At 41.6% G+C, this 13,183-nt stretch carries 10 protein-coding genes; 4 read left to right on the forward strand and 6 right to left on the reverse strand.

Annotation, left to right across the window (positions count from 1 at the left end; translation table 11 throughout):
- Positions 1 to 130 precede the first annotated feature (130 nt).
- The gene (locus CDC33_RS34650; protein WP_244919513.1) at positions 131 to 487 is read right to left on the reverse strand and encodes a type II toxin-antitoxin system RelE/ParE family toxin; all 357 of its coding nucleotides are present in this window, start codon (positions 485 to 487) and stop codon (positions 131 to 133) included.
- Positions 488 to 750: 263 nt separating this feature from the next.
- On the opposite strand from CDC33_RS34650, the gene CDC33_RS34655 reads away from it, so the two are divergent.
- Complete coding sequence (locus tag CDC33_RS34655; protein ID WP_181374329.1) at positions 751 to 1,113, forward strand: hypothetical protein; 363 nt, start codon at positions 751 to 753, stop codon at positions 1,111 to 1,113.
- Between the two features lie 192 nt (positions 1,114 to 1,305).
- Here the strand turns inward: CDC33_RS34655 and CDC33_RS34660 are convergent, their stop codons facing one another.
- Positions 1,306 to 2,526 carry an ISAs1 family transposase gene (locus CDC33_RS34660; RefSeq protein ID WP_109012853.1) on the reverse strand — a complete coding sequence of 407 codons (1,221 nt, stop codon included), beginning with the start codon at positions 2,524 to 2,526 and terminating at the stop codon, positions 1,306 to 1,308.
- A 105-nt stretch (positions 2,527 to 2,631) separates the two neighbouring features.
- Between CDC33_RS34660 and CDC33_RS34665 the strand changes: the two genes are divergently transcribed.
- Together CDC33_RS34665 and CDC33_RS34670 are read left to right on the forward strand one after the other, a co-directional pair.
- Positions 2,632 to 3,807 carry an nSTAND1 domain-containing NTPase gene (locus CDC33_RS34665; RefSeq protein ID WP_109013107.1) on the forward strand — a complete coding sequence of 392 codons (1,176 nt, stop codon included), beginning with the start codon at positions 2,632 to 2,634 and terminating at the stop codon, positions 3,805 to 3,807.
- The gene (locus CDC33_RS34670) at positions 3,777 to 4,421 is read left to right on the forward strand and encodes an nSTAND1 domain-containing NTPase (RefSeq protein WP_369694409.1); all 645 of its coding nucleotides are present in this window, start codon (positions 3,777 to 3,779) and stop codon (positions 4,419 to 4,421) included. The genes CDC33_RS34665 and CDC33_RS34670 overlap by 31 nt, the downstream gene beginning before the upstream one ends.
- Positions 4,422 to 4,923: 502 nt before the next feature.
- Here CDC33_RS34670 and CDC33_RS34680 read toward each other — a convergent pair.
- The 4 genes from CDC33_RS34680 to CDC33_RS34695 form a co-directional block, all read right to left on the reverse strand.
- The gene (locus CDC33_RS34680; protein ID WP_109013109.1) at positions 4,924 to 6,177 is read right to left on the reverse strand and encodes an IS630 family transposase; all 1,254 of its coding nucleotides are present in this window, start codon (positions 6,175 to 6,177) and stop codon (positions 4,924 to 4,926) included.
- Positions 6,178 to 6,344: 167 nt separating this feature from the next.
- Positions 6,345 to 7,142, reverse strand: coding sequence for an SDR family NAD(P)-dependent oxidoreductase (locus CDC33_RS34685; RefSeq protein WP_109013110.1), 798 nt, complete (start codon positions 7,140 to 7,142; stop codon positions 6,345 to 6,347).
- A gap of 123 nt (positions 7,143 to 7,265) precedes the next feature.
- Positions 7,266 to 8,738: a lipase family alpha/beta hydrolase gene (locus tag CDC33_RS34690; protein WP_109013111.1), complete on the reverse strand. Its 1,473-nt coding sequence runs from the start codon at positions 8,736 to 8,738 to the stop codon at positions 7,266 to 7,268.
- 366 nt (positions 8,739 to 9,104) lie between these two features.
- Positions 9,105 to 11,114, reverse strand: coding sequence for a hypothetical protein (locus CDC33_RS34695; protein WP_109013112.1), 2,010 nt, complete (start codon positions 11,112 to 11,114; stop codon positions 9,105 to 9,107).
- Positions 11,115 to 11,724: 610 nt separating this feature from the next.
- Here CDC33_RS34695 and CDC33_RS34700 point away from each other — a divergent pair.
- A complete protein-coding gene (locus CDC33_RS34700) occupies positions 11,725 to 13,182 on the forward strand; it encodes an NADH:flavin oxidoreductase (protein ID WP_244919514.1) in 1,458 nt (485 codons plus the stop codon).
- Position 13,183: the final 1 nt, after the last annotated feature.

Genomic DNA, 13,183 nt, shown 5'->3' on the forward strand with positions numbered 1-13,183 from the left:
TTTGTTTGCAATGTCAGGGGAATTTCTATGTTAACCAAAACCCTTAATATGTCGCCCAAGTCTTCATCTTCAAGGCACTCCCCCGTAATTACAGAAGCTCAGATTTCAGCCGGAGGCAAGTCTGAGTAGTTCACTCGGATTCTTCACCTAGATCAGATTGGCGACTGTTGCGAACATGAAGAATTGCTACAGTATTTTCTGACACGACAAATAAAACTCTATATTTTCTTCGTTTTCCAACCCAGAGTTGCCGAATTTCACGACCGATCGCTGGTGCTTCTGGTGCTATGCTACAGCGATTAGGAAATTCTTTCAATGAAGCGATAGCGTCAAGAAGTTCATAATACCAGCTATTGGGAGCAACGCGATTTTGTGAGGTGCTAAAATCTGGGACGTATATAGCTTGTTTCAGGATGCGATCGCAACTAAAAAACCAGATTTTGTTGAGAATATAGGGGTGTAATTGAGAACTAAACCCCGATCTCACTTTTTCGCGTTGCTCCCATAACTTACTATTGACCCCGATCTCACTTTTTCGCGTTGCTCCCGACAACGAAAGACTTCTTGAAGAAGAATTCATGAGTCAGAAATATTGAGTGTGGCGGGTCTTAAACCCAGTTATTCAGCCGCTACTCGTTATTAATACCTTTTGTGACTCCTGACTCCTGAATTTCAAAAAGTCGCAGCCATATCAAGTTTCGCAGTCGAGTCAGTAAACAATTCACCTTAAACAATTTTGTAGAGGTATAAATGGAAACTCCAAAAGTTGTCACTATTCCCAATCATTGGACATCACCCAAATATTCATTAGGGCAAAGAACCAAGCAGGGAGTGATTGTTGGGATTCAGTATTACCCACCCAATAATCTACTGACTGGCTTATGTAACGAATCTTGGCGTTATGCTGTCCTAAATAAAAACGATTTTTCAGAAGTGTCACATCTTGAAGAGGAGAAAATTCATCCACTTACACCGCTTGAATTACGCACTGAACTTCAGGCTGAAATTGAAGCGTATCAATGTAAAATACTAACCCATCTTCCGCACCCCAACTGTCACAAACGGAAATTATTGAGAAAAAAAAGACAAGAAAGAATAAAAACATACATCTGAAATCAAAAAAGACTTCTGAGGAGTCATGAATCACTAAAAAGGTCAGTTGCTTTACCTAATTGATTTTTTATAGTTGATTTAGACTCTTTGAGTGCGGCTCTTACTTGACGTTGAGCCAATGTATAAACCAGCAGGCATAAACCCATAATCATCCCAGGGTTAGCGCGTCTCAAACCCTATTGACAGGGGGATTTATGGCAGAGGTACTGAGTTTGAGAGAGCCGCAGCTAACACAGAAAGCATATAGTGATCGTTCATAGCTGCCCGTCGTGATTTTTGGCGAATACTGCGACGAAAAGACGATTCTCGCTCTAATGCATTAAGAGCAATACGACGTAGTAAAGCAAAGTTTTGTGGACTGTGTAAAGAACGAATTCGGCATTCATCCTCGTGGAAGGTAACATCCAATGTCCAATGAACAGAATTTTCTATTCCCCAATGCTGTCGAATTGCACTAGCAATCTTGTTTGCATCATTAATAAGGCTAGTAATGTAAAATTGTACTTCGTGTGTTGTTTTATTCCAATGCTGAATCGAACGTACTACCATGACTATTGTTTTTAGTCCTCCCCATAAATCTAGTTGATAAAGTCCAGGAATCTGCGACACAGGTACGGTGTAAACTGTACGTTTTTCGATGCGGTGATGTCCTTTTTCAATACGTTGACTAATACCGATATCAATATCTTTAAATCCAATGGATTGTGCTGCCTCAAACCAATTTTTTACTTGTTGATGGAGTGTTGGATGATTATCTTTCAGACTCAGAATATAATCCGCATTAGCTGCAATAATTTTCTCGGCAATCAATTTCTGTGTACCCATCGCATCAATGGTAATGATGCAGCCAGAGATGTCTAATATGTCCAATAGTGCTGGAATTGCAGTGATTTCATTTGATTTAGAACTGACTTTTGTTTGTCCCAAAACTAAACGATGTTCACTCGACCAGGCACTCACTGTGTGCAAGGCTTTTAGTTTTGATTCTCGGTCATAAGAGCCTCTATGAGTTTTGCCATCTATGGCTACTACTTCTACTCCCAATTTCTCAACCAAGGATTGAACCCACTGCCGAAAACATTGCTCAAATTCTTTTGGGTTAATTCTTTCAAACACCCTCCTAAAAGTATCGGGGCTGGGTATTCCGAATGGTAGTTGCAAAAACGTTTTCAACCACTCTTGTTTACTGATTCCATACTCCTCAATATCTTCCCAACCTGACGCTCCTGCTATTACTGCCAAAATCGCTATGGTGATGATATCTGTGAGTAAATGATATCTTGTCCTTTCCACTCTGGGATCTTTTATTTGTGTGAAGTATTCCTGAAACTTAGTGGTAATGTCTTTGCTATTTACACTGGGTGTAAAAGATGCTTTGGTTTTGCTTTTCTTGTTCTCAAATCCTGCTGGCATTACTCGAACCTTGCACCTAGATGGATTAAATCTTACCCTAGCCCGGATAGTGCCACTTTGTTTCCAACTTGATTGCTTATAGGTAAGTCCGCTTGTCAATAGGGTTTGAGACGCGCTAACCCTGCAGGTAAGCTAGTCGAGAGTGAAAATTGCTGGCGTGTCGCCCCGGACAAAAAGTTAACTGGTAAGGAACTGGGTTCAGTATTGAGGATGTTTCTGCTGGAAAAAGCAAAAAATCACGAAGCACTGATTTATTTTGCCGGACATGGATTTGAAGCACCAACCTTAACAGGTAACCAGAAAGGGTATTTGGCAACTTTCGATTGTACTAGCGATGGGCAGAATGCGATCGCCTTTGACGACTTCAACGATTTAATCCACAAATCTCAGCTTGCAAGTTTAGTGGTGTTGCTTGACTGCTGCTATGCTGGTTCATTTCTAGAAAAAAGTTTTCTCAGGTCAAGTTTCCCCGTTTTCAACAGCAAACTAAACTACCGTTTGATAACCGCCTCTCGTGAGTTTGAAAGAGCGCGGGAAGATATTGAAGGAGGCATTTTTACCCAAGCAATTCTCAAAGGATTATCTCACGATAAAGCTGATGAAACGACTGGTGAAGTCAACGCCAGCGACTTGTTTAGCTTCATATCACGCCAACTTAAGCACAGTGGACAAGAACCAATATTCATGGGCGGAGGAAGGTCAATTCCTCTGGTTTGGTATCCGCCAAAGAATCCGGTGGTGGTTGTGCGTGAGGAGTGTCCTTATCGAGGTTTGGAAGCTTTTGACAAGCAGCACGCTCAATTCTTCTTTGGTCGTAAGAAAGTTGTTGAGAATATTTTACAAAAACTCGCTCAGGCGCAGTTTGTTCCAATAATCGGCGCGTCTGGAAGTGGTAAATCTTCCGTGGTGCGGGCGGGTTTGATTCCTCAATTGGAGAACAATGGCTGGCGAGTCTTAGAGCCGATTAAACCAGGAATTGAGCCATTGGCAAAATTGAGAGCAGCCTTTGAGCCATTTTTTCAACGTTCAAGAGAGATTCAGCAGCTTTATGAATTCATCCACAATCATTGCGATGCCTTAAATCTAATCATTGAGCGCCTCCCTAGTTCAGAGCGTTTCTTGTTAGTTGTAGATCAATTTGAAGAAGTGTTTACGCTTTGTCCCAAGGAAGAGGAAAGACGCAAATTTATTGAACTGTTGACAAATTACTCTCTTGGTGGAAGGTTGGCAATTATTACCACCATGCGAGCATGCGAGCGGACTTTCTTGAACCTTGTCTGAGCTATCCACCGCTGACTCAACTGATTCAAAATCAGGCGGTGTATATGCCGCCGTTGCTAGGGGCAGATTTAGAGCGGGCGATCGCATTACCAGCAAGCTTGCAAGGTTATCGCTTTGAGGACGGATTGCTAGGAGAGATTATGCAAGATGTGGGGAAAGAACATGGATGTTTACCACTGTTGCAGTTTGCTCTTACAGAACTTTGGGAAAAACGAGACAGTGAAAAGCATCAGCTAACAGTTGAGCAGTATCGGGTGATGGGTGGTGTAAATGGTGCGTTGGATCGTCACGCAGAAATGATTTATCACGATTTCATAGAGCAGGAGCAGGAATGGGTTAAGCGATTATTTTTGAAGCTAGTGCGAACGCATGAAGGCGATAAGGATACAAGGCAACGGCAACCTAAAGCCAAAATGTTAGCTATTGGTGGTGAAAATGAAAGGGAGCAACGCGAAAAAGTGAGATCGGGGTTTAGTTCTCAATTACACCCCTATATTCTCAACAAAATCTGGTTTTTTAGTTGCGATCGCATCCTGAAACAAGCTATATACGTCCCAGATTTTAGCACCTCACAAAATCGCGTTGCTCCCATACGCTACGTACAATCTTTATGATTTCATATTTTAGAAGTTGATGATTCACTTATAATTTTTACTTATTGAAATCTCAAGAGTAGTACATGTGTTCGCTGCCTTGGACGGTTAGCGATCGCTCTTGGGGGAAAAGTTTGTGATCTACTGACAATCAGAAATTGGGAATATGGCAAAGGATCAGAAACTTTTGCAAAAGTAGCAAGACTTTGTAAAGTGCTGGAATGTGATATTGAAGATTTGTTTGAGGAAGAAGCAGTGTGATGATTGAACCTGCTGAAGAACCTCTTTTTGTTCTAGCCTTTGTCTCATTTTATAAGCGATGCCTGCGCTGGGTTACGCCTACGCATTTACCATCTACATTCAAAAGCTATGTTGCGATGTTGCGATTGACTTTGAGCAAATATCATTGAGCTAAAGGAGGTGGAAACATGAATAAGCCACCTTCTAGACGGAAAAAACCCACCCCTGCCGCATCTGATGACAGCACACTACCAAATGACCTTGCAGAAGAGGATATCTCCCCTCAAGAAAACCCAGCCTTAGCAACAATTGACGTTGCTGCTGTTGAAATTCCTGAATTAACCGAGCAGGAGCAGAGCGATCGCCTGCACTTGGAGCGTAGGGTAGAACGAGCGTTCTTTGAAGCAGGGAAGGCATTGACTGAGTTACGCGATCGCAGATTCGGGTGATTTGCGATCGCATTACATGGGTGTATTCGGGCGGGCTGGAGGAATCGGTGCAGAAGTTTTTGGAATCGTTGGGAGTCTGGAAAATCATTTGGAGTCAGTAGTTTACGCTGTAGAATGCTGAACCAAATTTCGATTTGGTCTAACCAAGAAGCGTATTTTGGCAGCCAAACAACTTCCACTGTAAAGCTCCAACCTTCTTGTTTTTGTTTCTGATTCAACCAAGCCTGTAATTGTTTTGGGGCATGAGTAGAGCCATTGTCAAGGATTAAATAGATATGGCGTACACCACGACGAATGGCTTCTGGGATTAATACCGATATTATAAATGTCTGGAAATCGAGAAATGTTTTTGTCGGACTACAACAGCCATAGATTAAACCCTCGGCAACACTTAAAGCCGCGAAAAGATGTGTTGCTCCTTCCCTAACATATCGGGCTGCAAAGTGAACTGGTTGTTCTACACCTGCTGCTTTATTCGGATGCAAGCCAAGTCGTGCTTGGATAGAAGTTTTCTCATCTACACACACTACCCAAAATCCCGCAGAAAGTAAAAATTTAGCTTGGGCATATAATCTGAGTACGGGTGTTGCTTTTTCAACGAAATTATCATCAATCCGGTGCATCCAAGCATGAAAGCGCCAAGGCTTTATCCTTTCAGATTTTAGCCATCGCCAAACTGTTGAAGTTGCGATGGCAACTACGATACCCAGGGTTACTAAGTGTGCCCCAATATCGCTGCAACTCCATCTTGCTAAAGGGATATCAAAATCTGTCGGTTTGCTGCAAGCAATCGCTGTGACTTGTGCTTTTACGATCGCTTGAAAAAGACTTGGACGACCAGGGCGTGGAGCCTCTTCCAGGCTCCGGGTTTGACACCAACGTTTGCGCCATTTACGTACAAGAGCAGGTGAGCAGTTTATTTCTTCAGCTATTTGAGCATCCGTCCAATCTGGACTTTCGTCAACTTTTAGGATAATTTTTCCTCTTCTAGCTTTGCTTTGACCTGTTTTACGCGCAAGCACTTGTTGCTGTAACAGCTTTTTTTCTTCTGTCAGTTCTACCCTGTAAGTTTTTTGCCGACCAATCATAGTACTGAATGGTTGAGGGATGTTTATACTTACCCTACAGTCAAAAAATTTCCCTTGTCAATTCGCTACGAACTTATGCAAAGCTGTACTTAGTGGCATTCGACACTAAAAGTTCTTTCATCGCATCCCCGCCTTTTGTTTATTCGCGTCTGCCCTAAAGTTACAACTTATTTGCTTTCCTGCATATTTCTAACTAGTTTAGTCACTAGCTTTCTGGGAGTAAATCTTACAGATTCAGCGAGGAGCTTATTTTTAATTCCAGGAACAACAACAGTTTTGTTTTCCAATAGGCCACGATAGCCGATCTGGGCTACTGTTTCCGCAGTCATAATTTTTTGACCGCTTACCAGCTTTGAATCTTCCATTGCGGCTCTTTGTTGAAAACCAGATTCTGTAGGCCCTGGACAAAGCGCCGTCACTGACACACCTGTACCTTCTAATTCATTAGCGATCGCTTCTGAGAACGACAATACATAAGCTTTACTAGCGTAGTATACTGCCATTAGCGGCCCTGGTTGAAAAGCAGCAGTAGAGGCCACGTTTAAGATTTTTCCAGACCCTCGCTTAACCATACCCTTGAGGAATAATTTGGTTAAATGTGTGAGACATAAAATATTAACCTGTAGCAATTGCAGTTCAGCATTCAGGTCAATTTCGTTAAATAATCCGTAGGTAGCAAACCCCGCATTATTGATCAGCACATCAATATTAATACATGCTTGTTCTAGCTCAGTAAAAATTTCTTCTGGGGCTAATGGTTTAGATAAATCCTTAGAAATAACTTTGACATCAATCCCAAATTTATTTTTAAATTCATCGGCGATTTTATTCAGCTTTTCCCCACTTCTAGCTACTAACACAAGATTGTAACCATCTTGAGCAAATAACTTAACGAATTCATAACCAATGCCGCCAGATGCACCAGTAATAAGAGCTGTTTGTTTACGATTACGATTACTCTGCATAAACTTTCCTATCTTAACTGCTTGAATAAAAATGAATTATTTGTCATTAATCATTTGTCATTTGTGATTAGTTGTTAGTTATTAATTCTTCTCCCCCTGCCTCCCCTGCCTCCCCTACTTCCTTCATTGCCATCGAGAGATTTCCAAGCGAACTGCCGCTTTTGTTCCTAAAACTTTTTGCCCACGTTCAGGTAGAGATATATATGCAACATATACACTTGAACTGGATTCGGAAGTTGGATTTAACTTCGTTACTGGCTCTTTTTCATCGGAATTCCAACTGTATTTAGCCTCGTATGTGCTATCTGATTCGGCAACATCAGTAATTAGATAGTCAGACCATAGGGGTACTTGGTCGAGATGATTGTCACGCAACCAATTCGTCTCTTGTTTTGTGAACGAATGCAGTGCTAAACGTAGGGCATATCTACAGACACTATCATCACTGGCTGAGTTTCTTGGGATTAAAAAGGCTGTAAACAGAGGAATGGGTTTATCCGTTCTTGTTAACTCTTGTGTAATTGGGCAATAATGAGCGATCGCTTGTTCGTATATAGGAATAGGAAGACCACGCAAAGCAACCCTAGTTTCCAGTTGATAAAATTTTTTGTCCAAGTCTTTTAACTCAACATTGCTCAGAGACAGCTTCACCTGGATATCACCAAACAGAAAGCGTTGCAGATTTTGATAACCTTCTTCCGAGTTCACTATGCCATAACGCCCACCATGACAGCGATGAACATAAGCACGATGAGATCCAAGGATGTAGGCTTTATCGATTTGAACTAAACCATCACTTTTTACCCCAACAGTTGTGCGTGAAAGACCAAAAGCTTCTTCATAATCATGTGCATTAGTGCCGATCAAAGAAAAAACGCGGCTTGGCGAAAATGCATTATCGATGCTTTGTAGTTTTTCTAGCTGAAAGTTATCGGGTAACTTATCGGTTGGCTTGGCATTAGGTGTTAAATATTGGTACATTCGCTGAGGGCCAAAGTCATCAGAATTATTTAACTGGAATCTGTCTCTAAGGTTTTCGAGCAAGCCACCCCCGACTTCAAAATGAATCCCACCATGAGGTGTGGCATAGGTAAAGAATTTATCAATGTCATCGGCAGCTTGCTTGGCCTGTTCTGGATAAATCTTTTGAATCAGGCTGCGACAAACAAGACCACCCATTGAGTGGGCGACAAGATAAACTTTGCCTGCACCCGTCGTTTCCTTGACATTTTGGATCAGTTTTCTTAAATCCTTTGCTATCTCCTCCATCTCCTTTCGGGCTACACTTGAAGAGCCAAAACTAGGTGTAGTTGCATCATAAAATCGATAGATCCAAATAGTTTTATTAAGTTGGCCAGACAATCTTCTAATCTGATTGCTTATATTCTGATTGTCAACAATCGGTTGATAACCATGATCGGTCATTAACCGCAGTAATGGACTCTCGAAAAAAAACTTCTGGGGATTTTCGTTCTCATCCACTCGAATATGGGTTGAACCACTATTGAATCCATAAAACGGATCGTCAACCGTTTGCTCAACGTCTTTTTGTGTACCTGCATATCCACGAACGAAGATGATTGGTAAATACTGCATATATATCCTCGCTATTTAATTTAAGTATTTTGGCTCGTTCCCAGATTTAACCTGGAAAAGAGAAAAATATCTTTTTTAATAAATCTCACACTGCGCTTCTATCCCGCCTTGGAATTTATTCCGAGTCTGAGAGCATTTAGTCCACGCTTGCTGAACTAAATGCTCGTTCGTCAATTCAGTCTACTCAGTGTGGACTTTCACTATTAGCCCAGAACTCAAGTTCTGGGCGGGATGTCGGTGAGTCTGACAGTTTCACTCTGACAAAAATGTGGATAGAGGATTTTTCGACTTGTGTACACCGTAGCTTTTTAAGGGGGGTTGGTGGATCTTCCAAGCCCAAATATCATGAACCCAAGCATATTGGTCTTAGAACGTTTTCACAAACTCAATTAGGGCTTTCTTATCTTCATCCGGTAGATTTGAGCCAAAATAATGACCCTTATCCTCAACAAAGTCAGGAGACTTATTAGCTCTTAAAAGCACGCGTGCCAACTTACCTTTGATTCCACCCTCTGGTTTTAAGTCTTGGAAAAGGTTGCCGATATTGAGAGATGTAATCGCCTCTCTGATATTGATGCTTGCCAGCAAATTCACAGGCGTACCTTTAGGAACAGGAAGCCTAAATCTAGGATTCGGATCTCCTGGGGGAAGCTCTAATTTGGTATCTCGATCTGTCCTGCTGATAATTCCTTGACGCTTTTCAGGCCACAACAGCTTTTCCATAGCATCCATATAGGCTTTCACACGTCCTTTCACTGAAGGATCTTCGTTATATAGTCCTAGAGTGTTGTTGTGCAGAAGTGGTGCTGTTGCCCAAATACTTATTAGCGAAGGTGTGCGGTAATATCCCAAACCGCCGTCTGGTATCTTAAATTCGATGGGTTTTTTCTCATCAAAGGGATTGTACAGCGACAAAGTACCTGGTGATGGCAGTTCTTTGTAGGTCTTAGAGGAGAACTGATCCCAAATATGCCCCTTGGTGGCATTTGTTCCTAGCGATCGCGCCGCATTAGTACCAATCAGTGTAACTGGATAACGCTGATCATCAGACAAGAAGTTGTGGTCTAGAAAATTACTACTGAGTACAGACTCTTCATACCATTTTTGAGCCTGTTCGGGGTCAATAGCAATCTCAGTAGGTGGCTTTTTGCTGGAATGGCAACTAGCGCAAGTGCTAGCAAAAACAAGCTTGCCACGTTTGAGAACTTCTTCATCTTGGGTCAAGAACTCTTCACCACCCGGTGCATCTTTCAGGTGCATCGGCTTGATGCTTCTCAAGAATGCTTCGGCATCAGCCATGCGTGCTTCTGTCTGTCTCCAGCCTTCGCACTCCTTCCGCGCCTTTTCAATATCAAAAGGTTTTTGGGGAGTTCTGCCTAATAAAGGCTCATGGAGACTTGTCCAATAATCGCCGCACATCCCAATGTTGACGTAGACGCGTAGTGAAGCAGTTGCCACTCCTGTAGAGTCCGCACCATCCTTGAGAATATGATTAACATCCTTGGTTGAACCATCGTTCATCACCTCTGGATATTTGGGGCGATCGCCTAAATTAAAAATGGCATTGATCGCATTCGGATTGTTAATATGATCGGTCGCAATCCGAGAAGTATCAGAAGTCCCCGGTTTCTGAGAGTTAAGTACTTGCTTAATAAAACTATTTTCCGCGACGCTGGTATCAAAGAATTTGTTTTCCTTGATATACTGATTACCCAATGCTGCTACAAGGTTTTCCCATTTCGGGTGTTCCTTGTCTTTGGGTGGATTGAGCGGATCTAATGCTACATGACAGATGGCACAGGACTGCCCTATTACGTAGGGAGGCTCGACTTGTGAGTTTTTGGCATATTCAACGGGGTTCCATTTTGCCCGATCAAAGTTGGGGTTGGGGAACTTACGCAACCCAATAACGCCAGTTGAGAGCGGATCTTTACACTTATCTAGCAGTAATCCGTATTCATCTGGCGCAGTTGCTTTTTCGCATCCAGGATCGTTAATTGCGCCATAACGTTGAAATCGCTCGTCATGCACACCCGAGTCAATCAGTTTTAGCAAGTCAGCACCACCACGCGTTCGCTTCGCTAAATCACGATAGTACTTTGAGTTACCGCCAGTCCATAAGTACCAGGTGCAACGACCCCGTTTCTCGGCATCTGTTAAATTTCCCTTGGTGTAGTCTGGGAGATAACCGAGACCATCACAGTTATCAGGGTATTCAGATACACCAGTATCAGAATATTCAGTACTTATAGCCGCAGGTGTCTCACTATACTCATCGGCTAGAGCTGTAGGCGTTCCATAAAAGCCACAGACTATAAACATAGTCACGAACAGGAGGAGCAGACAGCCCTTAAAAATTAGACTTGTCTTTTTCATAAAACTCTCTGGTTATAACACCTAAACCTTCTCCACTGACCTCACCTTTGCAGGGGTACACTAATGCTCCATTACTGATTTCCCAATTTCCGGATTTAGCCTTGGGATATTTTGATGATTTAAAATGTACCTTAGTGAGGTCTGTTATGTATGAACTTACTACACAAGTTTGCAAAACGTCATCAATAAACTTTTATACATTTCTCAATCAAAATTTAAAAAATTGTAAACGAATGATAGACTTCAATAACCAATTTGTTATGGTTATATCGATTTGCTGGATAGTTGGCTAAGTTTGTAACAAATTGTTAGAATCTACTTTTAAGGTTGCCTTAACCTTTAAAGAAGAAATAAAAGACAAAAATTTTCACTTTTTTAAGAATTTGTTGGTTGATGCTGTAGGTTTACAAACTGCAAAAATCTTTATATAACTGTAAAAACCAACATCCTGGAACTTGATAGGCAAAGATAATTAACAAAAAATTAATATTTAGCGTTGGCGTAGCCCATGTAGGCATCACATCCGAAAACCTGCATTGTTGATTTGTAGAACTAAATAACTTCTTTTCCCAGAGACCCTATAAATAATAGTTCTCTGGCAAGGGTATTAGTGCTACTAAAAATTCTAATACCTAATTTTATTGCCGAAATTACACAAAAAACAGAGGAACAGATGGAAAACGATATTATCTTTGAGCCATTGAGGTTTCGTAACCTCACGGTCAAAAATCGGATTTTTCGCTCTAGTATTTCTGGAAGATGGGATAACTATGATGGTTCAGGTACCCAAGCCCGAATCAACTGGGAAGAAAAGTTTGCTCGTGGTGGTGTAGGGGCTATTATTACTTCCTTTGTGCCAGTCGCCATTCGGGGAAGAATTATGCCCAATTACGCCACTATTCACAGCGATGAGACTGTTCCCTTTTGGCGAAAAGTTGGAGAAAAAGTCCACGAATATGATTGTAAATTTATCTTGCAATTAAGCCATTCTGGACGACAGCAAGATATTGGTGGTGTAGAAAACTTAGGGAAAAAAGCGTTAAGTTCCACCAGCCAAACTGAGCCATTCCACGGCTTTTTGTGTCAAGCGATGACACTAATAGAGATTCAAGAAACAATCCAATACTTTGCTGATGGTGCTAGACGTGTCCGTGAAGCAGGTTTGGATGGAATAGAATTGCACAGTGCTAATGGATATCTTTTTAACCAATTTCTCAGTTCTGGAATTAACGACCGTCAAGATGAATATGGTGGTTCATTAGAGAATCGAGCGCGGTTTTTGCTAGATGTAATTAGAGCAATCCGCAAAGAAGTAGGCAACGACTTTCACCTGCAATTTAAAATTAGTGCTGTTGACTATAACAACGCCGTCACCTTTTGGGAAAAACCAGGTAATACCATAGAAGATTCTATCCAAATTTGTAAATGGGCAGAAGAAGCTGGGGCTGATGGCGTCCATGTGTCAACTGGTAGCTTGTTTCCTCATCCACTCAATCCCATTGGTGATTTTAATTTCGATGTCATTAGTAAAACTTATGACACCATGTTGTCGAGTGGCGTAGAGACCACACGCAACTACATTTTATTTCGCAAGTCATTTTTGCATCCCCTTTTCAATCTTTTATGGAATCGAGTCAAAAAGCAATTGCCTCCTCAACCATTTAGTGGTGATGAAGTAAAAGACCCGAAAATCAAGCAATTACTGATAGAGAACCAAGGCAGAAACTTGTTGGATGCCAGAGAAATTAAAAAGCATGTTAATATTCCCGTATTATGTACTGGTGGTTTGCAGCAGGCTTCTTATATTCGTCAGGCAATTAATGATAAGTATTGCGATGGCGTCACAATGGCTCGTACCCTAATTGCTAACAATGATCTAGTTAAAATTTTTCAGGCAGGTAAAGACCTGGCAGATAAACCCTGTACCTATTGCAATAAATGCCTGCTGAATGTAACTGAAAATCCTTTAGGTTGTTACGAGCAGGATCGCTTCAATAGCTATGAAGAGATGATGGCAGAAGTGATGTCAGTTTTTCATCCAACTCAGTTTGCAAATTCATCTAAATAAA

This window comes from Nostoc commune NIES-4072, assembly GCF_003113895.1.
Lineage (GTDB): Bacteria > Cyanobacteriota > Cyanobacteriia > Cyanobacteriales > Nostocaceae > Nostoc > Nostoc commune.

Coding starts and splice junctions, on each gene's coding strand:
- CDC33_RS34685 (WP_109013110.1), bottom strand. CDS start 7,142: ATGCAGAGTAATCGTAATCGTAAACAAACAGCTCTTATTACTGGTGCA.
- CDC33_RS34655 (WP_181374329.1), top strand. CDS start 751: ATGGAAACTCCAAAAGTTGTCACTATTCCCAATCATTGGACATCACCC.
- CDC33_RS34670 (WP_369694409.1), top strand. CDS start 3,777: ATGCGAGCGGACTTTCTTGAACCTTGTCTGAGCTATCCACCGCTGACT.
- CDC33_RS34680 (WP_109013109.1), bottom strand. CDS start 6,177: ATGATTGGTCGGCAAAAAACTTACAGGGTAGAACTGACAGAAGAAAAA.
- CDC33_RS34695 (WP_109013112.1), bottom strand. CDS start 11,114: ATGAAAAAGACAAGTCTAATTTTTAAGGGCTGTCTGCTCCTCCTGTTC.
- CDC33_RS34690 (WP_109013111.1), bottom strand. CDS start 8,738: ATGCAGTATTTACCAATCATCTTCGTTCGTGGATATGCAGGTACACAA.
- CDC33_RS34660 (WP_109012853.1), bottom strand. CDS start 2,526: ATGCCAGCAGGATTTGAGAACAAGAAAAGCAAAACCAAAGCATCTTTT.